The organism is Gimesia aquarii (assembly GCF_007748195.1).
In the GTDB taxonomy this organism is placed as follows: Bacteria; Planctomycetota; Planctomycetia; order Planctomycetales; family Planctomycetaceae; genus Gimesia; species Gimesia aquarii.
Window position 1 is genome coordinate 608,363 of record NZ_CP037920.1, and the last position, 26,075, is coordinate 634,437.

Consider the following 26,075-nt stretch of genomic DNA (forward strand, 5'->3'; position numbering starts at 1 on the left):
TTTCTGAACTAATTATGATCAGACATTGATCCTGAAAACGAACTCTTTACCTTTGATACACCACTCCCTTTGTCGCAAGGTATCAAGCGGGATTCTTTTCCAGTTGTAGATTCAAACCAAGTCCACGAATTTCATTGTTTAGTACGTCAAAGCTTGCTGGCGTACCGGCCTCTAATGTGTTCTCACCATTTACCATGGATTCATAAATCTTTGTACGACCTTCTACATCATCGCTCTTCACTGTCAGCAACTCTTGTAGAATATAGGCAGCACCATAGGCTTCCAGTGCCCACACTTCCATTTCTCCAAATCGCTGACCACCAAATCGTGCTTTTCCACCCAATGGCTGTTGTGTAATCAACGAATAAGGACCTGTCGAACGAGCGTGAACTTTATCATCCACGAGGTGATGTAGTTTCAACATATAAATCTGCCCGACTGTCGTTTTCTGTTCGTATGGTTCACCCGTACGACCATCATAGAGCTGTGCCTTACCGTCATCAGGCAGTCCAGCCGTATCTAAATACTCATGGATTTTTGATTCCATTGCACCGTCAAACACGGGGCAAACAGCACGGAACCCATGCTTTTGTGCTGCCCAGCCTAAGTGGGTTTCAAGAATTTGTCCTACATTCATGCGGCTGGGAACACCTAACGGATTCAACATAATGTCGATGGGTGTACCATCTTCAGTAAATGGCATGTCTTCAATGGGTAATACTTTTGAAATCACACCCTTATTACCGTGACGTCCCGCCATTTTGTCACCGACAGAAATTTGTCGTTTTGAAGCAACATACACCTTCACCATTTGCAGCACGCCGTTTGGCAATTCCTCGCCACGTTTCATGCTGTTTACTCTTTGGTCACAGGTGTCGATGACATCTTCAAGATTAGGCCATGACTCTTCAATCACCGCACGACAGTCAGCTTTTTTCTGTGGGCTGCGAATATCAAGATTATCAAGATGTGTCAAGAAATCATGGGCGTATTGAGAAATGAACTTGTCTTCTGTAATCTCACGAATTTTACGTCCATCATCGTCAACCAGAGGTTGCCCCAATGCAGATTCAAAGGCTTTCAAGAATTCGCGAAACGCAGCTGCAATTTCCTGGTCACCCTGTTCTTCGACTTGCTTGAGTTCTTCATCATATTTTTTGCGTTCATAGTCGGAAAGGCTCATCCGACGAGCAAATTTCTCAGTATGAATGACGATGCCTTCAACACCACTGGATGCTTCCAGCGATTCATTCTTCACATCTTCCCCTGCACGCCCAAAGATGGCATGCAGCAGTTTTTCTTCTGGAGTTAGTTCTGCTTTCGCCTTGGGAGATACTTTCCCGACAAGAATGTCTCCCTGGCGAACACGGGTTCCTACTTTGATGATCCCGTCTTCACCAATGTGCCTTAATGCTTTTTCGCTGACGTTGGGAATATCACGCGTAAATTCTTCGCGTCCCAGCTTGGTCTCACGAATTTCGACATCAAATTCATCGATATGAATTGATGTGTAGACATCTTCTTTCACAAGACGTTCAGAAAGAATAATCGCGTCTTCGTAGTTATATCCATCCCATGACATGAAGCCAACCAGCACATTTCGTCCCAATGAGAGCATACCGTCTGCCGCTGCAGCACTGTGACACAGGATCTCGCCTTTTTTCACCGAATCTCCCACGCTGACCGCAGGAGTCTGATTCAAACAGGTTCGTTCATTAAGACCTTCGTATTTTCGCAAATAGTACTTCTTGCCAGCGACTTCAACAACGTTTCCGTCAACATAAGTTACTTTTCCTGCTTTCTCAGCCCGGATTACCATACCTGAGTTCTGGGCAACAGCGAGTTCCATCCCAGTACCAACCAAGGGTGGCTCTGCGATCAATAAAGGTACGGCCTGGCGTTGCATGTTGGAACCCATCAACGCGCGGTTGGCATCGTCGTGCTCAAGGAAGGGAATCAGTCCTGCAGAAATTCCTACCATTTGTGCGGGATCGACATCGATGTAATCCACATCGTTGCCAGAGATCCATACCACGTCATCACGGAATCGTGCCATCACACGATCTTCAGCAAATTTTCCATTTTCTACCGGGGTGTCTGCAGGGGCGACATGCACTTCAGCTTCCTCATCAGCACGCATCCAGTGTACTTCATCGGTGAGCTTCCCCTTTTTGACATATCGATAAGGTGTGACCAGAAATCCGTAATCATCCACTTTTGAGAAAATACTCAAACTGGAAATCAAACCAATGTTGGTACCTTCAGGAGTTTCAATCGGGCAAATTCGCCCGTAGTGTGAAATATGTACATCGCGAACTTCAAAGCCGGCACGTTTACGGTTCAAACCACCAGGCCCCAAGGCACTCAAGCGGCGTTCGTGGGTTAACATCGACAGCGGATTCGTCTGGTCAACCACCTGTGACAATTCACTACGACCAAAGAAGAAGTCAATTGCCGCGGAAACGCTTTTCGGATTGATCAGTGTTCGCGGAGACATTTCTTCAACGTCTTTTTGCGTCATACGTTCTTGTACGGTACGACGGAGTTTCAGGAAGCCTTTGCGAATTTCATCGGCCGCTAGTTCATCAATCGTACGTAAGCGTCTGTTACCCAGGTTGTCGATGTCATCAACGTAAGCGGTACTGTCGCCAATACGTAATCGAACCAGATAGCGTATTGAATTGATAAAGTCTTCCGCACGTAATGTCATCTCAGTATCGGGAACATCCTGCTTGAACTTCCGATTAATTCTGAAGCGTCCCACACGTCCCAGACGATAGCGGTTAACGTCAAAGAATTTCTCACGGAACAGATCAATGGCACGTTCTAACTGAGGTGGGTTACCAGGACGCAAGCGTGAATAGATACGCAGTAATGCTTCTTCATGCGTCGAAGTGGGGTCTTCGGCAATACTTTGCAGAACGAGAAGATCATTGACATCTGAAACAACTTCCACGGTTTTCAAACCTGTATCGCAGATCTCTTCAATTAACTCTTCTGTAATTGTTCCGCAACAATCCAGGATGATTTCGCCACAGCGTTCATGGCCAGCAGGATAAACGACGTCTTCTGCAACAATTTTTCCAACGAGTTTCTGTGCGGAGGCACCCTTGGAAATCTTTTCTGATTTGGTGTCATAAAACAGTTTGACCAAATCTGTGTCAGACGAATAATCTTTTGACATCGCTCGCAGGAGAGTCATGGCTGAGAATTTACCACTCTGGTCAATACGCACTCCCAAAGTGTCTTTTTTGCCGACAACCAATTCGATCCAACTACCGCGCTCTGGAATCACGCGGCAAGAATATTCTTTCTTCTCACCAGGTTCTGAGCTGAGCACAAAATCGACGCCGGGTGAACGGTGCAATTGACTCACAATACAACGTTCTGCACCATTGATAATAAATTCACCGCCACCAATCATGACTGGCAAATCACCAAGATAGACTTCTTCTTCGATCGGTTGCTCTTTTACCAGACGCAACCAAACTCGGAAAGGTCGACCATAGGTTAATCGCAACTGGCGACATTCTGTCGGAGTATAACGTGGTTTCCCCAACTCATATTTGACGTACTCTAGTTGGTACTGTCCCTGGTAACTTTCTATGGGGAACACTTCACGCAATATCTCTTCAAGTCCCTGATTCTTTCGCTCGCGAGGCGATTTATCAGCCTGAAGGAATTTTGCATATGAAGAGGTCTGAATCTGCGTGAGATCAGACAGTTCAAAACTATGCTCAATCTTACCAAAGTTAATCACAGATTGAGTGGGGATCGTTCGCTGTGCTGGAATCGGCATTAAGATGATCTTTTCTACTTACCTGGTGCCAGATGTGGAAATGCCCTGCCCAAGTAATTTTGTTGACCTGACAGAGCACCAACCAAGAATAGCGGGGAACAGCAGCGCGTACCTTGAGAGAGTACAGGCCACGGGGCTGTATTAAAAGCGAATTGCTCGACTAATTCAAAGCCTGATAAATCGCTCAATACTACTTTGCTATTCAAAAGAGAGTACAATGAGTCGATTGCTTAGACCAAATGGGACTGAAAACGCTAACTGATCGAAGCAGATAAACTTACGAAAACAAACATTAAGCGGTACATGCAATCAAAAAACAATGCTCTAAGTAAGAATGACGCTGGAAGCCATTCCCAATCTGCGCGATCTAACAAAACCGAGCAGCACCCAAGAGCTTATTCTAAACGCATTTTTAGAACACTTCAATTGCACGCAGAAAAAAAACCGAATTACTGGTATTTTATCCAGTATTGACCAGCCTGTACTGAGTTAATTCTCAGCACAGACCGAGTCATTTCGGTTTCTTTTGAAAACCACTTACTTCACCTCAGCAGTACCACCTGCTTCTTCGACTTCTTTGGCCAAAGCTTCGGCATCTTCTTTTGAGACACCTTCTTTAAGTGGCTTGGGAGCCCCTTCAACCAGCTCTTTGGCTTCTTTCAGACCAAGCCCAGTTGCGCCACGAACGACTTTAATGACAGGGATCTTGTTGTCACCAAAGCCAGTCAAAATGACATCGAACTCGGTTTTTTCTGCTGCAGCTTCTCCGCCGCCACCAGCGCCACCATCACCTGGCGCTACCATCACAGCGCCACCGGCGGCAGCCTTAATGCCGTGTACTTCGTCAAGGTAATCAGCCAGTTCTTTAGCCTGGAGCAAAGTCAATCCAGCAATTTTGTCGCCCAGTTCTTTGGTTTCAGCACCAAATTCAGTTGTTGCTTCGGCTGTCGCCATCTTCTCTTTCCTTTCGCACGAATGCGTAAAATAAAATCTCGCATAGCAGTAAATCAAATCAACGCCACACTATTTCAGTAGCAGTTGTTACAAATTTCAACACTCAAATCAAAAGCGATCAGACAACTTTTCGCTTAAGATTCTTCCCCCTCGGAGATTGTCTTAATCTGTCCGGCAAGAGTGCCAGCAGGACCCAAAAGTGCGCCTGCCAACTGTGCACCAGGCCCAAGGGCACGGGACACAATCTCGCCAATCAATTCCATTCGACCAGGGCTTTTACTTAATTTTTCAACATCATCCGACGTGAGCGAAGTTCCTTCTGTTGATCCACCCTTGATAGTGAGATCTTCTATTTCTTCTGCCCACTTGGCCATTTCTTTTGAGAGAGCCACAATATCCTCGCCACCCCAGACAAGTGTCGAAGGACCCTGTAAGCTCTCTTCCATCCCTTCCACACCAGCGTTCGCGAACGCGCGACGTGCCAGTGAGTTTTTGACCGTTAAGGCTGCAATCCCTTTTTCATGCAATTTGAGACGAAAATTGTTATCAGTAATTGCATCCAACTTTGCAGAATCTACGACGACAAAATCTCGAGTTTCTCCAATTCGAGATTCTATCTCAGAGATGATCATTTCTTTTACAAATTTACTCATTAGATCTCTTTCAGCTCATCGAATGCCGAAAATAATAGTTTCAATTGATTTATGTATCTAAAAATGAATCAGGATTCATTGACAGTTTTAGACGGCAATACCGATTCCAGGACTCATTGTCGCAGAAACCGTAATCGTTCGCACGTATGCCCCTTTGACTGAAGAAGGACGTAGTGATTCTATATACTTCAACATTGCCTGAATATTTTCTACTAGTTGATTTCCTTCGAATGATATTTTGCCGACGCGACAGTGCACGTTGCCACCTGCATCGACACGAAACTCAACCTTACCTGCCTTGTACTCCTGCACGGCATTGCCTACATCCTGAGTGACTGTTCCTGCGCGAGGAGAAGGCATTAAACCACGAGGTCCCAAAACACGGCCTAATGGACCTACCACACCCATCATGTCTGGTGTTGCAATGGCCACGTCGAATTCAAGCCAGCCATCTTTGATTTTGTCGGCAAGATCTTTACCGCCTACGGCATCAGCCCCTGCTGATTCAGCAGCCTCTAAATTGCTGCCTTGGGCAAATACAACGACACGTTGTGTTTTACCAATACCATGTGGCAGAATAATGGAACCACGGACAAGTTGATCAGCCTGACGTGGATCAACTCCCAATCGCACAGCTAATTCTACTGTCTGGTCCATCTGGATCGGCTTGATCTTAGCGGGGAGACCACTCTCTAATGACTTGAGGGCTTCCACTGCTTCTTCAAGACTGACAGAGTCAAGCCCCGCCAGCTTTTCATTGTAAAATTTGGTTCGTTTGGATTGTTTTCCCATTACTCTTTATCCGAAAAACGGTTGCTATATTGATTTTGCTCTGCTTAAAGAAGCAGGCTGGAATGACTGCTGTTGTGCAAATAACGAAACTACTTCTCGACATCAAGCCCCATACTACGGGCTGTGCCAGCGATGATTTTTGCCGCCTGTTCAATGTTTGGTGCATTGAGATCTGCAAATTTTGTTTTTGCGATCTCTTCTAACTGGGCAGTGGTAACAGTTCCCACTTTGTTCATTTTAGGGTTGCCCGATCCTTTCGCAATTTGAGCCGCCTGTTTTAGTAAAACTGCTGCTGGCGGACTCTTCATGACAAAGTCAAAAGAGCGATCGTTATAGACACTGATCACAACCGGAACGGTTGTGCCGGCCATGTCTTTAGTACGTTCATTAAACTGTTGAACAAACTGACCGATATTCACCCCATGCGGTCCCAATGCCGTACCGACAGGAGGGGCAGGGGTCGCTTGACCACCGGGAATTTGTACTTTGATTTCTGCAACAAGCTGTTTAGCCATTCAACTGACTTTCAAAACTCTATTAAACGTGATTCTATTATTAATACGAACTTGAGAAGATTGATCAGACCTTTTCGATCTGCCAGTATTCCAGTTCCGTGGGGGTTGGTCGACTGAAGATTTCAATCAGAACAGTCACCTTGCCACTGGCTTCATCAATTCCGTCGATGGTACCTTCAAACCCTTCAAATGTACCATCTTTAATCTTAACAACATCGCCACTCTGAAAATCCAATTTGATTTTCACAGGTGCTTCTTCTTTTGTCTCTTCCCGTCCCAGCATACGCGAGATTTCATGCTCTTGCATGGGAATCGGTTTGCCTGCTGATCCAGTGAAATCGCCGACGCCATTTGTGGATCGCACCAGATACCAGCTATCATCATTCAGCTCGACCTGAATCATTAGATAACCAGGATAAAGCTTTCTCTCAAAAACTCGTTTCTTGCCACCTTTTGTTTCAACAACCTTTTCTGTGGGAATAATGATTTCCCCAAAATACTCTTCAAGTCCGTCTCTTTTAATCCCTCTGAGTAAAGCTTCCCGAATGGATTTCTCCCGGTTGCTTTGCACTTTCAACACATACCAAAGGCGCTTATCAGAGTCCTCTGTTTTCTCAGAGGTAACCTCAGAACCCGAATCATTACTCATGAGACACCTTCAACAGGGATCGCTACATCCAGCTACCCTAATTTTCAACTTAAAGTTGAAACCACACTAAAAGAGACTTTTACAACAGGAATCGCCCATAATGAGCAGGAATTACAATTTATACAAGAAGCAGAGATCAAAAAACTCCGTAATTTACTGAATGGCAGGCTTCGCTTTATCAAATCTGAAGAAAACGAATCAGACGGAAGAACCACTGCCAAATTATATCAAATGCCAGCAACAAAAGCGCCAGTAGTACCATAAGTACAATAACTACAGCCGTTGATCGCCAGAGCTGATCCCAGGTCGCCCAGGTTACTTTTCCAATCTCGGCTTCTACTGATATCAAAAAATCAGCAAAACGTGGGAAATTAACGACACGATAGGCCAGCCAGGTTGAAATCACCACAACAGCGACCGCAATCCCCTTTTGCATTCCCGGAGACATTGCCAATGGTAATGCATTGTAAAGGGAATAAGCACCAAAGATGGCAATTGCCACCAGGCCGATTGCAGTCAACTGGCGTACAAGGCGACCTTGGTTCCTTTTATATAGACCGCCACTTACCAAAGTTGCGGAAAATGCTTGTCCTGTTTTGGATTTAGCCATTGGATCAATTTACTAAATAATACAAAGAGTGGAAACGAACGCGAATTCGTCAGACTCTTTTTTTGAACTTAAACTTAACAGCAAGGAACTACTACCCTTGCAAATGCTACAGCACCAATTACAAAACAAAAAAACACGGGCGGAGGGACTTGAACCCCCAACCGCTGGATTTGGAATCCAGTGCTCTGCCAATTGAGCTACACCCGTTCAAAACCATGAATTGACCAAACATTTTGACCACCGGAAGCAACCCAAAAATCTGACACCAGTCACAAAACCCCGGCCAGCAAGATTTTACTTTTTACGGGACTCTTTATGCAAAGTATGACGCCGTAATTTAGGACAGTATTTCATTAGTGAAAGCCGTTCTGTACCACGCGTCTCTTTACTGACCCGATAATTTCGCATCCCGGTTTCAGTACACTCTAGCCAAACATATTCACGTGCCATAACAGCCCTCATGCCCTTATGGGCAATAAATACGAAAACCAACTATAACTTTAAGGTGCCCACTCCGCCAGAAGGTGAAGTGGACACCATATTAACAAAAAGAGCAGCGCTCTTGATTAGTCGACAATTTTGGTAACAACGCCAGAGCCAACAGTACGGCCGCCTTCACGAATCGCGAAACGACTACCTTCAGACATGGCGATTGGCTTACCAAGTTCCACTTCGACTTCTACATTGTCGCCGGGCATACACATCTCTGCTCCACCCAGTAATGATGTCGAGCCGGTTACGTCTGTTGTGCGGAAGTAAAACTGTGGTCGATAGCCATTAAAGAATGGGGTGTGACGACCACCTTCGTCTTTACTCAGGACGTAAACCTGTCCTTCAAATTTCGTGTGAGGAGGGATCGAACCCGGGGCAGCCAAAACCTGTCCACGTTCTACATCCTCTTTCTTGGTACCACGCAACAGGATTCCCACGTTGTCTCCAGCCATCCCTTCATTGAGGGTCTTCTGGAACATTTCAACGCCAGTACATGTGGTTTCCTGTGTGTCACGCAGACCAACGATCTCGACTTTGTCACCAACGGTGATGACACCTTGCTCAATTCGGCCAGTCACAACAGTACCACGACCAGCGATTGAGAAGACGTCTTCAATCGCCATTAGGAATGGCTTGTCTGCTTCTCGCTCTGGTGCGGTGATGTCGCTATCCAGTGCGTCCATCAGCTCGCCAATGCAGGCGTTAAACTTCTCATCACCTGGGTTGTCGAGTGCGCCCTTGGCGTTTCCACGCACGATGGTAATGTCGTCGCCGGGGAAGCCATACTTTGACAGCAACTCTCGAACTTCCATTTCAACCAACTCGAGCAATTCTTCATCATCAACAAGGTCACACTTGTTGAGAAAGACGACGAGTGCAGGCACGTCTACCTGGCGAGCAAGCAAAATGTGCTCACGAGTTTGTGGCATGGGGCCATCAGCGGCAGAAACTACCAGAATCGCACCATCCATCTGGGCGGCACCGGTAATCATGTTTTTGATGTAGTCGGCGTGACCAGGGCAGTCGATGTGAGCGTAGTGGCGAGTTTCGCTTTCGTACTCCACGTGACTCACGGCGATTGTCACAGTCTTGGTTTCGTCACGAACGGTTCCCCCCTTCGCAACATCAGCATAACTCTTCATCTGGGCAAGACCCTTTTCGCTTTGCACTGCCAGCAAAGCTGTTGTCAATGTTGTCTTACCATGGTCAATGTGACCAATTGTTCCTACGTTTACGTGCGGCTTTGTTCGCTCAAAGACTTCCTTAGCCATCTCTCTATAAAACCCCTTTTTCAAGCTTGATAAACGATCAAACCTAAACAATAAAACCAACAAAACAAATAGCGAGGTACAAACAGGAGTAACCCCTCGCACGCAAGAGGCACACACCTCCTGAAAACCACATTTTACTCTTAATCTATAAGCTGCTGATGGGACTTGAACCCATGACCTCGTCCTTACCAAGGACGCGCTCTACCGACTGAGCCACAGCAGCAATTTTTATATATAACCTGAAAAGCGTTTATACTAAAAAGCGGGTGAAGGGAATCGAACCCTCACAACCAGCTTGGAAGGCTGGGGCTCTACCATTGAGCTACACCCGCGGTACTGTGACTTAACATATCTTTTGTCTCTCATTGGGGGAAGCAGGATTCGAACCTGCGAAGGCATTGCCATCAGATTTACAGTCTGACCCCTTTGGCCGCTCGGGAATTCCCCCTCCCAACCAGCCGAAGCTGGAAATTATTAAGCCTAATGCTACATTGCTTTTACATCACAAAACAACGCAACTCGTGGCAAAAGAGCTAGCGGTGGGAATCGAACCCACAACCTTCGGTTTACAAAACCGATGCTCTGCCGATTGAGCTACGCTAGCCTGCTGACCTAAAAAACTAAGCTATTAGGCTTCAAGCCTCATGCAACCTGAACGACTCGCCTGGCTAAAGAGGTACTTTCCCCGCCAAAACTCAGTAAGCAGCTCAATATAGCAATCAGGCACTTGCTTGCAAGTGACAATGACAGGCTGATTAAAAAAATTGTTATCTTTTCTTAATGATGTATGCCTATATGGCCTAAGATTTTCCATTCGAAACGGTCCGCTTTTGGAGACCCGAGTCAGCCCTGTTTCGGATACTGATCAAAAAAATCGTTCTGAAAAAGAAAAAACAGGCATGATTTACACAAATCATGCCTGCTAAAGGGGGAAACTCACTAACAAATCCAGACAGAAATGGACTTGAGAGCCTGCCTTAAATTCCAGGTATTTCGACCCGTTCTACTTGGGTAATTCGTCGTAATTTTTTCAGTGCGCGAGACTCTAACTGTCTGATTCTCTCTTTTGTCACACCAAAACGATTTCCAACTTGCTCAAGCGTCTGGGGTTCATTTCGAGCGTTCAAGCCATAGCGATAGATCAGAATGTCCTTTTCGCGGCCATCGAGCTGGTCCAAAATACTCATAATCACTGCATGTTGCTTCTGGTTAATCAGCTCTTCTCGATACTGACTTTCCCTTTCGTCTGTTGATTGGAAAAAGAGCTCGTCATTACCCGTTCGGAAACGGTCCAATACCTTGTACTCGGCTGGAATCGAACGTGCATAATTTTTCATAATCGCCCAACTTGCGTAAGTCGAGAATTTATTTCCTTTCGTATAATCAAATTTCTCGATAGCACGGATCAGAGACATATTGCCATCGCTGACCATTTCGAAGAAATTTCCTCCGGGCCTGATGTGTCGTTTCGCAATGGACACCACCAAACGGAGGTTGCTGCGAATTAAAAAGTTTTTCACATCGGTGCTCTCATCCAGGAGCTTTTCAATCTGGTCCATATCACGTGCTTTAGGTCGATTCGGATCCAGATTTTCCTGAATATGAAACGCTTTGTACTTAAGATAATTCAATTTTCTAAAGTAGTAAGCCTCTTCTTCCCTCGTCAAAAGAGGAATGGAATACAAGCTTGCCAGATAAGGGGGTAGTCCCGGTGGAGTACGAACTTTCTGGCTATCTTTATCGACTTCAGGAGGTGGTCCCAAAATCAATTTATCGGCATCGGGTAGCTCAAATTCATCGCTGAACATGTAGTCGATTGTTTGAGCATGCAGACGCACCGCACGCGCTTCCGAAATAATTCGGTAAATGCTTGCCTTGGTTCTGCAATAACGGCGTGCCAACTTTTCAACGGCAATACCACGTCGAAAATTGTTGTAGATATCGCGTTTTTGTTGATCAGTAATTTTTTCAGGAGCATTAGGAAAAATAGCCAATTCAGGATTCTCCCGATCAAAGTTTTTCAAAGTGTAACGAATGGTTTCAGGCGAACGATCCATGTGCCGTGCAATTCGTCGACTGACCTCCGCGGGGCACCCGCCATAACGGGCCAGGCGTCGTGCGCGACGTAAAATTTCCTCTCGATCCTCATCACTCAGCTGGCTGAAATTCATACTGCGTGTAATGTGCCCTCGATTCTTTTCTAAAAAGCGGTCTACAGATGACTTGAGAAAACCAACACGTTTACGCCCATTGAATCGAAACCGACGACTCACCAAACCTTTGTCTCTCCAACGATCTACAGTCTTTGTGGAGATGTTGAATTGTTTGCTGAGGTCCTGGACCGTTAAGACTTCTTCGTCTATATCTTCCACATCGATCTCAGCACTGTCGGAAAGATCCTCAATGAAACAGCGCAAGTCGTGGAATACGTCCTTGCCAGAAATCACCAGGTCAGGATAAATCTCGGAGCGATATGTGGTAATCTCCTTACAGATTTCAGGGTAAGCATAATCCTGAGTCTGTTCGATATTTGCTAAAAACTCCTCAGCGCGGGAAATCTGCTCCAGTTTCACATCTCTGGGGGCGTATTTCACCTGCTGTTCTGCCAACTGCTTGATTGCCGGATTGTGATACCTTGAGCTGATCATGTTTCCCACCCTAAAATTTTGACTTTTCTCAGTAACCAACGTGTCCTTCACGTGACTCATCACCAAGCTCTGTCATTCACTACGTATAAATTAGACGAATTCGATAGGAAAAAGTTCACACGTAAATAATTTTAGTCAAACAACTCTCAAATCCACGAAAATATTGATTTCTGCAGGGTAAATTCGAATAGGTTAAAAATCATAAAGTGTTACTATTATTGAGTATAATTCAATGATGGTTGAAAAGCTGTCTAATGACTTTGCTTAATATAAACCCGGAACTTTCTCAGTGATTCGATAAAAAGTGGCAACTCTTGAAATAAAACTTTGTGAAACATCTCACAATTAGAACTCTAGTCAATCAATGCCGCTTTTTAAGTATACACATGGAACTATACTTTAGTCAATTAAAAATATACATTTATACCCATTTTTGTTAATGGTCCGGTCAATGATATATCCTTTCATTTTAGGACTTTTCTCGTGATGGAATGTATACGAATGGATAAAAAACTTAAGTTGTCTTTCATTGAATCCATCAAAGCCTATTTACCTTTAATTTGAGTCAGATAACATGAATAGATGAGAGTGAATTTCTACTGGGAGTGTTGAGAGTCCATTCAGCGAAAACACGCTCTTCTTTGATCTATGGTTTGTGACTCATTTGCCTATTTTTAAACGTAATCATCATCGAGCGACTACATTCAGTGGTGCTTTCTATCTATCTGTAAATCGTGAAAATGTTTGGTTGATTCCATTCCGATACCAAGCATCGTAGATTCTCATTCGGGAGCGGGTTGCATTATGTTGAAACGTGGTCAATTTCATTATCACTGTTCCCACTTATTGATCCTGTTTATTACCCTGATTTGTCTAATTCTTGTTCCCATTTCCCTGGAAGCAGCTCAGAAAAAAAAGGGGAAGAAGAAAACTCCTGCGCTCAATCTGCCCCCCCTGAAAACTCAGGAGCAAAAGATGCAGCTGTTGGGATATATCAGGCAAACTATGCCAACGCACCGAATCGGACGCAGAATCAGCTTTAGTTCTGACGATTTGGATAAAGCTCTGGAGTTGGAATTAGGACAAAACACACAACGTTTCGCGAAGCAAATCGATGACGAAACTTTTGTGCGACGAGTCTACCTTGACTTGACTGGGAATCTACCAACTCCAGAAACGATTAAAACATTTATTTCCAGTCGCAGTTCAAATAAACGATCGAATCTGATAGACGAGTTACTGGAGACGGAAGCCTATGCTCGTAAGTGGTCTCGCTATTGGACGTCCGTTATTTTTTATGACAGCGAAGCGAACAAAAACCGAATCAGTCCCAAAGCTTTAGAAGATTGGCTGGCAGAACAATTCAGTAAAGGCGCTCCCTGGGATTACATTACTGTCATGTTGATTTCGGCGACACCCAAGCGTAATAAAAAAGTTCGAAATGATTATGGTCAAAAGTATGGTCCTAATAATTTTGTTTTAGCTTGTGAAAATAAGTCGACAGAACTGGCATCGCAGACAGCTCGGATATTTATGGGAATCAGCATCAAATGCGCTGAGTGTCATGACCATCCTTTCGATAACTGGAAACGAGAACAATTTCATGAGTTAGCCGCGTTTTTCCATCCCTATACCTACAAAATGCCTGATAAAGATGACCCAAAAGTCAAAACGGTAGTCAAACCTCGATTTCTATTGGGGGAAAAACCACATGAAAAAATGAAATCAGACGCACGGCGTGTCTCGATTGCCGCTTATTTGGCATACAATCCCAAGAATTACTGGTTTGCCCGCGCGTATGTCAACAGGATTTGGAGCGAACTGATCGGCGATGGTTTTTACGATGTTGACAGCCTTGGACCGGACAGTGATGTCATTCACAAGCCGGTAGTCAATCGCATTGCTGCCAATTTCAGATACAAAGACTTTGATCCCAAGTGGCTCTTTCGATTGATTATGAACTCCAAAGTTTATCAACGCGACATGCAGACAATTTCTTCTCAATCAGAGCTGTTTACCTCAGTCAGACCTTCCCGCTTACGGCCAGATGTTGTGGCCGCCTCGGTAAAAAAACTGATCGGAGAAGATAAAAAACTACATAAGGAAATCATGCAGGTATTTGACATGAACCCCTCCTTGCCCCAGGGGGCGCTGGAGGGATCGATTCAACAGGCTTTAATGATGATGAATCATACGACCCTGCAATCGAAGCTCTCTCAAAGTGAACTTAAAAAACAACTAATGAAGCTTTCTGACCAGGAATTGGTGGATGCACTGTATCTAAACGTGCTTGCCCGACATGCGACAACAGAGGAAGTTGAGAGGAATTTAAGTTATCTGAAAGAGTCTCAGAGTCGTGCCGAGGCTGTAGATGATTTGATTTGGGTACTCGTCAATTCGACAGAATTTCGCACTAAACGATAGCAATGAAATCGCAGGAAAATGATATGCAAACAGATGCGCTCTTACATCTGAATCTAAATCGTCGAGGCAACGTTTCCAGAAGGAATTTTTTGCAGTCTGCCGCATTGGGGATCGCTGGTTCTTCGATCTTGACCCAATTTCAGTTAAACGCCGCTGAATTGAAGAAAGAAGGTCGTTCTTGCATTTTGGTCTGGTTGGCGGGGGCACCCAGCCAAATGGAAACCTGGGATCCGAAGCCGGGTACGCCCAATGGAGGCGAAACGAAAAAGATCAGCACTCAAACTCCAGGCATCGAAATTGCACATTATTGGCCCAAAATCGCTTCGGTGATGAATGAAATTGCGTTAATCCGCTCTATGACGGGCAAAGAGGCAGCACATGAACGCGGCACCTATCATCTGCATACCGGCCACCGCATGATGGGAATCGAGCGATTTCCCCACTTCGGTTCTGTCGTCGCGCAAGAGATTGGCGATCCGCAATCCGATATCCCCAATTTTGTCAGTATTGGCCAGACTTTGAGTTCTGGTTTTCTGGGAGTCCAGGTGGCGCCTTTTATTATTGATCGTCCGGGGCAGTTGCCAGCTAATGTGTTCAATAACACAGCCGATTCCCGGCAGCAACGCAGGTTGGCTCTATTGAGCCAGCAGGAAAAGGATTTCGCGGAAGCCGGTGCAGCGAGTCTTGTTAAAGAACAGAGCAAGCTTTACCAGAAGGCCTATTTAATGATGAAGTCTCCTCGGCTGAAAGCGTTCAAGTTTGAAGATGAGCCCCAGGCGATGCAGGAAGCGTACGGTAAATCTCAACTGGGGCAAGGCTTGTTGGTCGCACGACGGCTTGTCGAAGTCGGTGTGCCATTTGTCGAAGTGCGGAGTGGTGGCTGGGACATGCATAATAGCGTCTTTAAAAATATGGAACGCCGCGCCCCAGACGTTGATCAGGGACTCTCACAACTTTTGATCGATTTAAAACAACGCGGTCTTCTCGATAAAACGTTGGTGATTTGTATGGGCGAGTTTGGTAGAACGCCCAAAATCAACGCCCGCCCACCTGTTCCGGGACGCGATCATTGGGTCAGAAACTTTAACCTGTTGATGGCAGGTGCCGGAATTAAAGGGGGGCAAGCGATTGGAAAAACAGATGCCAACGGTCAGGAGATTGTTGACACACCCGTCGAGGTCGATGATCTCTTCCGCTCAATGTGCAAAGCGATGCAAATTGATGCGGACATGGAATTGCACACGCCCATTGGCCGTCCTGTGAAACTCGTCGAAAGTGGTGAAGTGATCAAAGGACTCTTCGGCTAGCCTGTGTCCAGGTTTATTGTAGCATCTCCAGGACTGCTTAGACCTTGAAGCCGCTATGCTTATATTGGACGTGCTATATAGCTCCTGGTACGAATCCAATACATATCGGAATCAGGATTTGAGATCAATTGTTAACTGATTGTCACTCTCTTTCACAGTGACACTAAAGTCGCTGGAAGTTTCGCTCATATATTTTGCTGGCATACCATTCAGTGGCCGACTGTCTCCTGACAGAAAATAGATCCGATAATCTCCAGGTGCGATCGGTTCAGACAGAGTGAATTTTCCCTCTTTATCGAGAGCTGCCTGTCCGGCCATTCCAAACTGAAGTGAAAAGAAACCCACTTCTCCCCCACTCACAGGTTTGCCGTTAAGAGTCACCAACCCCGATACCTTAGCGCTGTCCGCAGGCTTTTCAGGGACTGCAATTTTGGATTCACACCCAACACTAGTGAATGTCAAACACAAAAAGGAAGCAATCAGGATTCTGAATTCAACAGAACGACAACAGTGTGTTTTGACGTGTGGCATACGTAGAACGTCCTTCAGATTGATAATAGGAGGAAGTCAGTGAATGACAACCGGGAAGCTCGATTCAGTCGTTATGTGGAATCGAGTCGCCTTCCCGTTGGTCACCCATCTGAGAAAAAGATAATGGAACCGTGGTTCATAGATTAGGGAAATTCCACGACATTCCCGTCTGCTTTATCACTCAGGTTTTGGTAGAGCGTGAAGTTCATGTTTTCAGAAAGAAAGTGAACCGAACCATCAGTAAACAGAAAGTGAGCCCCGCCGACATGGTCACTACCAAAGTTTGCAGTATTATCATCCCAGTTCCTTGTTGGTGATGTTGTAACGACGGTTTCGTTGATTCTCGCTTGTTGAGTATTACGGACTGCATGCCATCCCCAACGATATTGCGGACTGGTAAGCGAGAATTCTACAGTTCGTTTTTCACCCACGGCAAATGTATTCGTCGTGCCATCCGTTACATCTCGTAATCGTGTATTGGAATCTCGATTAAACATCCCTTTCCAGTTACTATGTGAATTCGAGTTCGAGTGTCCCGTGCCTGAACTGAAAGCATAATCGCCATAGGCAGTTGAAGAGCTATTCAGACTGGGGCGAGGTTTGGAAGGGCAAAAGAACGCGATAACTGGGGTACTGTTTGCTTCTCTGTTATTTGTATGCGTTTGAGTTAAATTAAAGTCCCACTTATTGTACAACGCCGACTGTTCCATAAAAGGCAAAATGAATGCAAAGCCACCGATGTTACTCGCAGTAATACTTGCGGGTGGAAAAATCGTATGTGTTTCATTGTAATTGTGTAAAGCCAGGCCAATCTGTTTCAGGTTATTCTTACATGAACTTCGGCGAGCTGCTTCCCGCGCCTGTTGAACGGCGGGTAATAAGAGTGCAATCAATATTGCAATAATGGCGATCACCACCAGGAGTTCAATCAGAGTAAAGCCTCTACGAATAGAGAACCATTTTTTTTGAGTCACGAGCACGTTGTTTTCTCCTCAAATATAAATAAGACACAAATACTTTTTCATATTTTACTAGCCGTTTCACCTTTCGAATTCCGAGAACACGTATTTTTAGTCAGGTTTTGCAGCAAGGATGAGTGGTCAATCTTTATGATGAAACAGCCGCTACAATTCAGTGAGAGCATTTCAAAAAGAAATGATTTTTACAGTTTCAGAGAGATCGATTGAGCTAACTATTTATTCGCACGACCGTCATAATCTGCATGTCAGGAATGCCTACTGCGAAAAGTCACTAATGGTTCTGAGTCTTTTGGAATCCAACGTCAGTACAAACCACTATCAAATGCGAAACCAGGCTTAATCAAAAACAAGGCTTAAAAACACTTGGCAGGCCTACTTCATTCAACGTATGATAAAGGCAGGTCCTACTCTTGTGGTGGGACTGATTATGTTGCTTTACTCTTTAATATGGTTGGGTTTACGTAAAACGGACCTTATAGGCAGATTCATGGCGAGCATTGCAGTTCCTTGTCCCCAATGTAAAAAGAGGCTCAAACTCCGGGATGAAAGTTTACTCGGGAAGAAGGCCCGCTGTCCGAATTGTAAACATGCCTTCGTTTTGAAATTACCAACGGCCTCTTCAAATAATAAAGAATCAGCGCCAGTACCAAATCATGTTGAGCAAAAGGAGGTGGTCACTACCGCCCCTCCCCGCCCTCAGGCTCCTTTGGAAAAACCTGTGCAACCAGAGTCTGTGGTATCTGAACAACAACAAGTACAAATCGAGCTGGCTCAACCCGCGAAGCCTGTTGTGGGAACGTCTGTCAAATGGGTTCCCGATGATCCGGCAGACACTCCGCAACCAGTTAATGTCGCTCCAGCTGTTACGCAACCAAACAGCGTACCCCTTCCTGATGTGTCGTCAAACGCTGCTCCTTCCGTGGAACCAGCGGCTCCCGTCATTAATACCGGAATTACTGATTCTGGTGTTCCGAACATACAATTAGAGTCAACAGAGCATGCGGGTGTTGAGCGTCTTCGTGAGTTACGTCGTAAAAATGCCAAACGCAGAAATATTTCGATATTGATCGGGCTGGGGTTGGTCATTCTGATTGGTGTTGGGGGGTACTTTGCCTGGCCTCAAGTAGAACAATCTCTGACTGCGAAACCTGTCGCACCTCCGCCAAAGCCTGTACCACAAACACTGAAACCTGCGGTTGCTTTAGCCAATCAAACACAGGAACAGATTCCAAGTCCGACGTCGGGAGAGCCGGTACGTTTACTCTACGTTCCCGCAGGGACACAGATCCTGATTCATTTAAGACCGGCAGAACTTTGGGAACAGGGATCTCAGGGAGAAGAGTTTCGTGCATGCCTGGGACCTGTAGGAGTCTGGGCTGAGCAAAAGATGAAAGAAATTTGCCTCAAAGAGGCTGCGCAGATTAGTGAGGTGACCTTTTGTTTGATTTTAGGAACGCCGGGCGCGCCACCAGAGTATGCGGCCGTTGTTCGTCTAGTCGAACCAGTGAAACGCTCAGAACTAATTACTCAATTTGATGGCCAACGTTTGGACGATTATAGTTTTCCTGTTTATGCTGGTGACAAACATTCTTATATGATCGTCGACGATAAAACCTATGTCATCGGTCCGCCCGGAGAAATCAGCGCGGTCGAAATGGCGGAATCGCGCGAGTACGATAGCAGTACTACACCTGGCATCGAATCGATCCTGAAGCAGACCGACCGGGATCGTCACTTCACAGTCGTATTTGATCCCGATGAAGTACGTCGCCAGCAAGACGTTTTATTTCCAGAAAACGTCCATCCTTTTTTGAACGAGTTGTTGGATTGGATTGGCGAGGATGTCGAAACAATTGCCTGGAGTATGCATCTGGGACCAAAAGAATATTATTCGGAATTTACATTCCGGAACACAACCATGATTCGTCCTGGCAAATTGGCAACGAACTTAAAAGATCGCTTCAATGAACTTCCACACGATATGCTAGCAGGTGTTGAAAAGATGAACCCGGGAACCGTAGGCAGCCGAAAAGTCATCGGTCGATTTCCTGCGATGCTGAAAGCGTTGAGCTTAGCGACGCAGCAGCAGTCCGGAGAACGTTATGCCCAGCTGATTAGCACCTTACCGGAACGAGCAGCCCCGAATCTCGCGTTAGCCAGTTTGCTTACCTGGGATGAATCGACGCGCACTGATTTCTCCCAAAAAGCGAAACCCAAGCCCACAGCAGGACCGAAATTACCAGACTTGATTGTTGATCGGTTGAAACAAAAAATCGAAATTGATTTTCGTCGTACTCCGCTACAGGAAGCATTTGCGTATATCGCTGAAGAAACGAAAACAAATATTGTTCTGAATGGAGAAGCATTGAAGCTGGTCGGATATACAAAAAATATGCCACAGACCATGAATTTGGGAATGGTATCCGGTTTGGATGCGATACAGGCAATCTTCAATGTGAAAGACCAGGATCAATTGTGTCTCATCATTGATGAAAAGAACAAGACAGCTTCAATTACCAGCAAACCTTTCGCGAAGCAAAATAATTTAACACCGTTTGTGTTTCCACCTAAAAAGTAAAGACCAATTCGGATTGAATCCAAGGGTGATCACTGATGGATATCACCACTTTTCAATGTCCTCACTGTCAGGCTATGCTCAGAATGCGCAGACAGCAGCTGGCCGATACCAGGTTTCCCTGTCCCGACTGCGATCAGCCTCTCCAGGTCACTCAGACTACAGAGGGGGAATTTTCAATTAGTGCGATCAGTGCGACTCCTACTCGCAAAGATCATTCTCATCTTCTGCGAAGAGCGCGCGTGTTGGGGGATTTGTTACATCGCTACGGCAGATTTCTGATTACAAGTCCTGTGCTGATGTCATGGCTTGTTGCCGGCACAGGAGCCTTTCTGATTCTGCTACTCATTCTTTTTGATCAGAGTTCTCCTTCTCAGTCATCCAGCAATGAAACGGTTACAAAAGTAATTGAGGCTTCCGAGACGACTCTCAAAAAATCGGTCAATATGGAACCCTCAAAACCTGATCAACCCGAGCATGTGCCCCCTGCTCTCGCGACGCTCAAACAGAATGGACCACCTCAACCAGAAACCCCTGTCCGGCCAGAACCGATCAAACCAGCCCCGCTTGTGGTACAGGAGGAATTCCAGGAATTAATCGCTGCCAAGCCGGAAGACACTCCTCCTTTGAATGCACGTAAGCCTCAATTGGCGCAGCCCTTACCTGCCTTGGAAATCGATGTGAATGTTGCACTTCAGATTCCCATTGTGGAATTCCGCCAACCCACAGAAGTTCCTCTGAAGCAAATGATTAGCCAACTGGAAGAAATGCTGGGAACCGAATTTCAGTTCGCAGAAAATGTAAAAAATGATAAGCGTCTGATGGAGACTCCAATCTCATTCTCTCTTAAAAAAACGACACTCTCAGATTTATTAAAGCGAGTATTGAGTGAAGTGGCCCTCACATTTTCTGTGAAATCAAATAAAATCTATATTCAAAAAACAGAAGCGTCTTTTAAGCCTGATCAATCGGTTCGCAATTAATATGCGGGCTTTTATCTAAAACGAAATTTGTATGCACCGTGAAACTCGACGATAAAGTTTGTTATTGTTTTCATATCAGTAAACGAAAAATTGTGAATCACCTCCGTATTCATCGTCCCAGACGTGCCAGTCAATTGAGTGAGTGTGGAGGAGCCGGCACAGGTTGCGGATGGTGTGTGCCTTACTTAAAGCGGTATTTTTCAGAGTTTGAAAAAACGAACGCGCAAAATGCTTCTGAATTCACCGCAACGGATGACGAAGTCATTACGGCAGAGGAATATGCTCAACAAAGGGACAAGTACATTCAGGATGGAAAAGGAATTCCACCCGCTTAACGTCGATGACGAATATCAACCTGCTCCGAGACCTCAACCATGCCTGCCTCCGATGCTGAAGCATTTAACTCTGACCGAACCAGCGAGAACCGTCTTCTCCTTTCTTTGACGTCCGTTTCCAAGACATACATCACAGGAGATGTTTCTGTTCCTGTCTTGCGTGACGTGGATCTCGAGATTTATCCTGGCGAATTTCTGGTGATTGTAGGCCCCTCCGGTTCCGGGAAAAGTACCTTGTTGAATATCGTAGGAGGTATAGACGTCCCTTCAAGTGGAGACGTCTATTTCTATTCACAGAATCTCTCTCAGTTTACTGAAATGGAACTCACCCGTTATCGACGTAAGCACATCGGTTTTGTGTTTCAGTTTTATAATCTGGTTCCCACGCTGACAGCCCGTGAAAATGTCATTGTTTCAGCAGACATCAGCGATTCTCCCATGTCACCCGATAAAGCATTGAAACTTGTGGGATTAGAACATCGGTCAGATCATTTTCCTTCACAATTGTCAGGTGGAGAACAACAGCGGGTTGCCATTGCACGTGCACTGGTAAAAAATCCAGAATTGCTGTTGTGTGATGAACCAACGGGTGCACTTGATCTCAACACAGGTCGCATGATTCTTGAAGTATTGGGAAACCTGAATCGCGAATTGGGTATGACGGTTGTCATCATTACACATAACTCCGCCATCGGTGAAATGGCAGAAAGAATCATTCGCATCGGTTCCGGAACCATTGCGGAAACGAAGGTCAACTCTCATCCTGTGGCCGCAAATCAGGTGACCTGGTAATGAAAGTGTTGCACCGAAAATTACTGCGTGAGCTAATCGCCGCTAAAGGAGTTTTAGCAGCGATTATCAGCATCATTGCAGTCGGAATTGGTTGCTTCATTGCCATGTCTTCAACCTATGACAATCTGGAATATTCACGGCAGAGCTACTACCGACTCTGTCGTATGGCTGATTTTTCAGTCGAACTGAAAAAAGTACCGACAGGTGACCTTGCTACACTCACAGAAATTCCCGGTGTTACGAATCTCCTGCCGCGAATTATCTTTGAAGTCACGGCTTCCCTGGAAGGGGTTGAAAAGCCACTCTCAGGAAAAGTCATCTCACTGCCAGAACATGAAAATGCGCCCATTAATCGCATTGTGATTCAGCAGGGAAGTTATTTTACCGATCAACGACAGGAAGAGGTGATACTCAATGATGCGTTTGCCCGTGCGCATCATTTGAAACCCGGTGATCATATTCAGTTGATTCTCAATAATCGTCTACAGGATCTTGTTGTCATCGGTACCGCGATCAGTTCTGAATTTGTGTATTTAATTGGCCCGGGAGGACTTGTTCCGGAACCGGAAAGCTATGGCGTCTTTTATTTGAAACACGATTATGCAGAAGATGTCTTCGGTTTTGAAGGAGCAGCCAATCAAGTTTTAGGTCAAGTTGCACCTGAATATCAAAGTAAGAACCGAGTTCGACAGATTCTCGATCAAATTGAGCTCAACCTGGAAGATTTCGGTGTGGTTTCCAAAACCCCGCTTGCGGAACAGTCTTCACACTGGTTTTTGAAAAGCGAAATCGATGGCCTGAAAGTCAGCGCGACGATTCTACCTACCATTTTTTTGATTGTTGCTGCTCTGGCTCTGAATCTTCTAATGTCGCGCATGGCAGAACAACAACGAACTGTGGTCGGAACTTTGAAAGCGCTAGGCTATTCAAATCGGGAAGTCTTTATCCACTTTTTGCAGTTTGGGCTTCTGATCGGTTTGGCGGGCGGCATATTGGGAACTCTGATTGGCTATTCGCTGGCAGGTGGTTTGACGGCACAGTACCGAAATTATTTTGAGTTTCCTGCTTTAACGAACGAGCTTTATCCACGCATTGTTTTACTGGGCATGTTGATCAGTGTTTTCTTTTCGGTCTTGGGGACCTTTCGAGGTGTCCGATCAGTGATGAGATTGTCCCCCGCGGAAGCGATGCGTCCCAAACCTCCATTACGCGCGAGGCGCATTTTGCTAGAGAAGATTCAAGTATTCTGGAATGCTCTGGACTTCCGCTGGCAACTCGTTTTGCGCGATATTTTTCGGCATCGGACACGAACTCTGGGAGGACTGATATCCGCGATGGTTGGCGCGATGCTGTTACTGGTGACCTTCTCCATGTATGATTCCGCGTTTGCATTACTTGACTTTCAATACGATAAGTTATTGTTGAGCGACATAGACGTCACCTTCAAAGACGATCATGATTATTCAGCATTATATGAATCCCAACAGTTTCCCAGCGTGGATTATGCCGAGCCACTCTTTCATGTTGGTTGTACATTGAGAAATGGAATCTACGAAAAAAAAGTCGGAATCACGGGAATTCTCAGAAATGCACAACTGACGATTCCCCGCGATACTGCCGGTAATCGCGTTGTTGTGCCGGAGACTGGAGTTCTGGTAACGCGCAAACTGGCAGAGATTCTCCGAATCCAGGCAGGTGATTCCATCGAAATGACTCCTGTTGCAGGCGATCGTATTGCCAGACAAATACCTGTCATGAAAATCATTGACAGCTACCTCGGGTTGACCGTGTATGCTGACTATCAATACTTGAATCGGTTGATGGGGGAAGCAAGCTCTATCACCAGCGTTCAACTAAAAACAGACCCTGGCCCTGTTGCCACGAGACGAATCTATCAAGAACTCAAGCAGGTTCCCGCCGTTCAGGGTGTGACTTCGATTCGAGATCAGAAAGAGAAATTGCAGGAAGTTTTAATCGAACAAATGGTAGTGATGATTGTGGTTGTAATTGCATTTTCTTGCTTGATTTTCTTTGGCAGCATCTTGAATGCCTCTCTGATTTCGCTCTCGGAGCGACAACAGGAAATCGCGACGCTCCGTGTGCTGGGCTATACACCGAAAGAAGTAGGGTCGATTTTTCTAAGAGAAAGTTTCTGCATTAATTTACCGGGAATTATCCTGGGATTACCCGCAGGTTACTGGGCCTCCAAAGGCATCAACATTGCCTACGATACCGAATTATTTCGAATGCCTTTTACGATTGATACTCTGAGCTGGGTCTATACCGTAATCCTGGGCATTCTATTCACATTAATTGCACATTGGCCGGTACAAAAAACCATTCAAAAAATGGATTGGTTAGAAGCATTAAACGTAAAGGAATAATTGTGTCCCGAAAATATATATTGATATTTGTGTTCGCTGTGGTTGGACTGGGAAGTTACTTTTTTTTGTCAGGGGCTCCCCTGCCCGTTGATGTCACCGTGGCGGAGACAGGCGAGATCAAAGCTTTCATTGAAGAACGTGCGAAAACGTCTCTTCCTCGAATCTATCGCATTGCCATGCCTTTAGATGGTCGCATTTTGCCTATTACCGTTTCTGAAGATCAAGCAGTAACGAAAGGTCAGGTCGTCGCGACAATGGATACTTCGGATCTGGATGCGGAAATTGCAAAAGCAAAATATCGTGTAGAACAGTTTGCAAAGAAAATCATTGAACAGGCAGATAACCGCCTGGAAGATAATTCTCTGATGCAGTTTGATGAGTTTCTCAAATCGATGGATCTGACGGTCGAAGCTGCCAGCAAACAACAGGAGGCCAGTAAAGCGAAATGGCAGTTTTCCAGAGATGAATTTGATCGTAAATACGCGCTCTATCAAAAGAAGGCACTCTCTGAAAGTGAACTCAATGAGTCCGACTTGTTTCGAAAAGAGAGTGAAATCGACTATCAGAAAGACATTTTGACATGGCGGTCTTTGCAGGCCGTTCAAAGTGCCATGCAAATCGGAAAAATTTCGATCCTGAAATACAAAGAGAAAAAAGAGCTTTCAGAAGCTGTTTTACAGGAAGAGCGAAAAGAGGCGCTCTCTCAACTGGAGCAATTACTGCGTGACCGCAAACGAGCCACAATGCGTAGCCCCATCAATGGAACCATTCTTACGAAAAATTATTCAAACGAACGGACTCTCCCAGCCGGTGAAATTCTACTGGAAATTGGGAGACTGGAAAACCTGGAAGTGGAGGCAGATGTGCTTTCCCAATATGTCGGCAATATTCAAGTTGGTTCGCTTGTCGATATTGAAGGGCCGGCTATTGGAACTCAGCCCGTTCAGGGAAAAGTCAAACGCATCTATCCCAAAGGTTTCACGAAAATTTCATCCTTGGGTGTTGAACAACAACGAGTCAAAGTCATCATCAGTTTCAACCAGGATATCTGGAAACAACTCAAACAGCAAAATCGAGATTTGGGGACCGATTTTCGTGTACGCGTTAAAATCTATACCAAGATTAAGAAAGACACTATCAAAGTTTCGCGGGCAGCGCTTTTTCGCAATGGTTCGGGTGACTGGCAGGCGTTTCTAGTACGAAATAATAAGACCGTTCTGGTTGATGTCGAACCCGGAGTGATGAACGATTTTGATGCAGAAATCCGCTCGGGGGTGAAAGCCGGAGATCAACTCATTATCGCACCGAGTATGAATTTGACACCCGGCCAATACGTTAAACCCAACATCATTAAAAATCTCTAAGCAAACTTTTTGAATTC

At 45.4% G+C, this 26,075-nt stretch carries 20 protein-coding genes and 5 tRNA genes; 8 read left to right on the plus strand and 17 right to left on the minus strand.

Translation table 11 applies throughout. From position 1 onward, the window contains the following. Window positions 1–82 precede the first annotated feature (82 nt). The 15 genes from rpoB to V144x_RS02590 all read right to left on the minus strand — a co-directional run bounded on the left by rpoB (window position 83) and on the right by V144x_RS02590 (window position 12,383). Window positions 83–3,799 carry a DNA-directed RNA polymerase subunit beta gene (gene rpoB, locus V144x_RS02520; protein ID WP_144980929.1) on the minus strand — a complete coding sequence of 1,239 codons (3,717 nt, stop codon included), beginning with the start codon at window positions 3,797–3,799 and terminating at the stop codon, window positions 83–85. A gap of 537 nt (window positions 3,800–4,336) precedes the next feature. Then, window positions 4,337–4,753, minus strand: coding sequence for a 50S ribosomal protein L7/L12 (gene rplL / locus V144x_RS02525; protein WP_144980932.1), 417 nt, complete (start codon window positions 4,751–4,753; stop codon window positions 4,337–4,339). A 134-nt stretch (window positions 4,754–4,887) separates the two neighbouring features. Continuing rightward, on the minus strand, window positions 4,888–5,406 hold the full coding sequence (gene rplJ / locus V144x_RS02530; protein WP_144980935.1) for a 50S ribosomal protein L10: 519 nt from the start codon (window positions 5,404–5,406) through the stop codon (window positions 4,888–4,890). Between the two features lie 87 nt (window positions 5,407–5,493). After that, the gene (rplA, locus tag V144x_RS02535; protein ID WP_144980938.1) at window positions 5,494–6,198 is read right to left on the minus strand and encodes a 50S ribosomal protein L1; all 705 of its coding nucleotides are present in this window, start codon (window positions 6,196–6,198) and stop codon (window positions 5,494–5,496) included. Window positions 6,199–6,287: 89 nt separating this feature from the next. Then, entirely contained in the window at window positions 6,288–6,713 is a 426-nt protein-coding gene (rplK, locus tag V144x_RS02540; RefSeq protein WP_144980941.1) for a 50S ribosomal protein L11, read from the minus strand. Window positions 6,714–6,777: 64 nt separating this feature from the next. Further along, window positions 6,778–7,362, minus strand: coding sequence for a transcription termination/antitermination protein NusG (nusG, locus tag V144x_RS02545; RefSeq protein ID WP_144980944.1), 585 nt, complete (start codon window positions 7,360–7,362; stop codon window positions 6,778–6,780). A gap of 178 nt (window positions 7,363–7,540) precedes the next feature. Next, complete coding sequence (gene secE, locus V144x_RS02550; RefSeq protein WP_144980947.1) at window positions 7,541–7,972, minus strand: preprotein translocase subunit SecE; 432 nt, start codon at window positions 7,970–7,972, stop codon at window positions 7,541–7,543. Between the two features lie 134 nt (window positions 7,973–8,106). Continuing rightward, window positions 8,107–8,179 (minus strand) — tRNA-Trp (locus tag V144x_RS02555). Window positions 8,180–8,266: 87 nt separating this feature from the next. Next, window positions 8,267–8,422 (minus strand): 50S ribosomal protein L33, encoded by a 156-nt coding sequence (rpmG, locus tag V144x_RS02560; protein WP_144980952.1) that lies wholly within the window; start codon window positions 8,420–8,422, stop codon window positions 8,267–8,269. Window positions 8,423–8,538: 116 nt separating this feature from the next. Continuing rightward, window positions 8,539–9,735 (minus strand): elongation factor Tu, encoded by a 1,197-nt coding sequence (gene tuf / locus V144x_RS02565; RefSeq protein WP_144980955.1) that lies wholly within the window; start codon window positions 9,733–9,735, stop codon window positions 8,539–8,541. Between the two features lie 150 nt (window positions 9,736–9,885). Further along, window positions 9,886–9,958 (minus strand) — tRNA-Thr (locus tag V144x_RS02570). A gap of 38 nt (window positions 9,959–9,996) precedes the next feature. Then, window positions 9,997–10,067, minus strand: a tRNA-Gly gene (locus tag V144x_RS02575). 34 nt (window positions 10,068–10,101) lie between these two features. Then, window positions 10,102–10,183, minus strand: a tRNA-Tyr gene (locus V144x_RS02580). 83 nt (window positions 10,184–10,266) lie between these two features. Next, window positions 10,267–10,339: transfer RNA gene (locus V144x_RS02585), tRNA-Thr, on the minus strand. A 373-nt stretch (window positions 10,340–10,712) separates the two neighbouring features. Continuing rightward, a complete protein-coding gene (locus V144x_RS02590) occupies window positions 10,713–12,383 on the minus strand; it encodes a sigma-70 family RNA polymerase sigma factor (protein ID WP_144980958.1) in 1,671 nt (556 codons plus the stop codon). 804 nt (window positions 12,384–13,187) lie between these two features. Between V144x_RS02590 and V144x_RS02595 the strand changes: the two genes are divergently transcribed. Then, complete coding sequence (locus V144x_RS02595) at window positions 13,188–14,807, plus strand: DUF1549 domain-containing protein (protein ID WP_144980961.1); 1,620 nt, start codon at window positions 13,188–13,190, stop codon at window positions 14,805–14,807. 23 nt (window positions 14,808–14,830) lie between these two features. After that, on the plus strand, window positions 14,831–16,114 hold the full coding sequence (locus V144x_RS02600; protein ID WP_144980964.1) for a DUF1501 domain-containing protein: 1,284 nt from the start codon (window positions 14,831–14,833) through the stop codon (window positions 16,112–16,114). Between the two features lie 111 nt (window positions 16,115–16,225). Here V144x_RS02600 and V144x_RS02605 read toward each other — a convergent pair whose 3' ends face one another. Both V144x_RS02605 and V144x_RS02610 read right to left on the minus strand, forming a co-directional pair. Further along, a complete protein-coding gene (locus V144x_RS02605; RefSeq protein WP_144980967.1) occupies window positions 16,226–16,645 on the minus strand; it encodes a hypothetical protein in 420 nt (139 codons plus the stop codon). 143 nt (window positions 16,646–16,788) lie between these two features. Next, the gene (locus tag V144x_RS02610) at window positions 16,789–17,625 is read right to left on the minus strand and encodes a DUF1559 domain-containing protein (protein WP_144980970.1); all 837 of its coding nucleotides are present in this window, start codon (window positions 17,623–17,625) and stop codon (window positions 16,789–16,791) included. A 487-nt stretch (window positions 17,626–18,112) separates the two neighbouring features. Here V144x_RS02610 and V144x_RS02615 point away from each other — a divergent pair, with 487 nt between their 5' ends. From V144x_RS02615 to V144x_RS02640, 6 genes are all read left to right on the plus strand, one after another. Next, window positions 18,113–20,203 (plus strand): zinc ribbon domain-containing protein, encoded by a 2,091-nt coding sequence (locus V144x_RS02615; protein ID WP_144980972.1) that lies wholly within the window; start codon window positions 18,113–18,115, stop codon window positions 20,201–20,203. Between the two features lie 83 nt (window positions 20,204–20,286). After that, window positions 20,287–21,183, plus strand: coding sequence for a DUF4974 domain-containing protein (locus tag V144x_RS02620; RefSeq protein WP_144980975.1), 897 nt, complete (start codon window positions 20,287–20,289; stop codon window positions 21,181–21,183). A 38-nt stretch (window positions 21,184–21,221) separates the two neighbouring features. Then, entirely contained in the window at window positions 21,222–21,518 is a 297-nt protein-coding gene (locus V144x_RS02625; protein ID WP_144980978.1) for a (2Fe-2S)-binding protein, read from the plus strand. 39 nt (window positions 21,519–21,557) lie between these two features. Next, complete coding sequence (locus V144x_RS02630; RefSeq protein ID WP_144980981.1) at window positions 21,558–22,310, plus strand: ABC transporter ATP-binding protein; 753 nt, start codon at window positions 21,558–21,560, stop codon at window positions 22,308–22,310. After that, window positions 22,310–24,694, plus strand: a complete 2,385-nt coding sequence (locus tag V144x_RS02635) for an ABC transporter permease (RefSeq protein WP_144980984.1) — start codon at window positions 22,310–22,312, stop codon at window positions 24,692–24,694. Before V144x_RS02630 ends, V144x_RS02635 begins: the two co-directional genes overlap by 1 nt. A 2-nt stretch (window positions 24,695–24,696) precedes the next feature. Further along, window positions 24,697–26,058, plus strand: a complete 1,362-nt coding sequence (locus V144x_RS02640) for an efflux RND transporter periplasmic adaptor subunit (protein ID WP_144980987.1) — start codon at window positions 24,697–24,699, stop codon at window positions 26,056–26,058. Window positions 26,059–26,075: the final 17 nt, after the last annotated feature.

Coding starts and splice junctions, on each gene's coding strand:
- rpoB (WP_144980929.1), bottom strand. CDS start 3,799: ATGCCGATTCCAGCACAGCGAACGATCCCCACTCAATCTGTGATTAAC.
- rplL (WP_144980932.1), bottom strand. CDS start 4,753: ATGGCGACAGCCGAAGCAACAACTGAATTTGGTGCTGAAACCAAAGAA.
- rplJ (WP_144980935.1), bottom strand. CDS start 5,406: ATGAGTAAATTTGTAAAAGAAATGATCATCTCTGAGATAGAATCTCGA.
- rplA (WP_144980938.1), bottom strand. CDS start 6,198: ATGGGAAAACAATCCAAACGAACCAAATTTTACAATGAAAAGCTGGCG.
- rplK (WP_144980941.1), bottom strand. CDS start 6,713: ATGGCTAAACAGCTTGTTGCAGAAATCAAAGTACAAATTCCCGGTGGT.
- nusG (WP_144980944.1), bottom strand. CDS start 7,362: ATGAGTAATGATTCGGGTTCTGAGGTTACCTCTGAGAAAACAGAGGAC.
- secE (WP_144980947.1), bottom strand. CDS start 7,972: ATGGCTAAATCCAAAACAGGACAAGCATTTTCCGCAACTTTGGTAAGT.
- rpmG (WP_144980952.1), bottom strand. CDS start 8,422: ATGGCACGTGAATATGTTTGGCTAGAGTGTACTGAAACCGGGATGCGA.
- tuf (WP_144980955.1), bottom strand. CDS start 9,735: ATGGCTAAGGAAGTCTTTGAGCGAACAAAGCCGCACGTAAACGTAGGA.
- V144x_RS02590 (WP_144980958.1), bottom strand. CDS start 12,383: ATGATCAGCTCAAGGTATCACAATCCGGCAATCAAGCAGTTGGCAGAA.
- V144x_RS02595 (WP_144980961.1), top strand. CDS start 13,188: ATGTTGAAACGTGGTCAATTTCATTATCACTGTTCCCACTTATTGATC.
- V144x_RS02600 (WP_144980964.1), top strand. CDS start 14,831: ATGCAAACAGATGCGCTCTTACATCTGAATCTAAATCGTCGAGGCAAC.
- V144x_RS02605 (WP_144980967.1), bottom strand. CDS start 16,645: ATGCCACACGTCAAAACACACTGTTGTCGTTCTGTTGAATTCAGAATC.
- V144x_RS02615 (WP_144980972.1), top strand. CDS start 18,113: ATGGCGAGCATTGCAGTTCCTTGTCCCCAATGTAAAAAGAGGCTCAAA.
- V144x_RS02620 (WP_144980975.1), top strand. CDS start 20,287: ATGCGCAGACAGCAGCTGGCCGATACCAGGTTTCCCTGTCCCGACTGC.
- V144x_RS02630 (WP_144980981.1), top strand. CDS start 21,558: ATGCCTGCCTCCGATGCTGAAGCATTTAACTCTGACCGAACCAGCGAG.
- V144x_RS02635 (WP_144980984.1), top strand. CDS start 22,310: ATGAAAGTGTTGCACCGAAAATTACTGCGTGAGCTAATCGCCGCTAAA.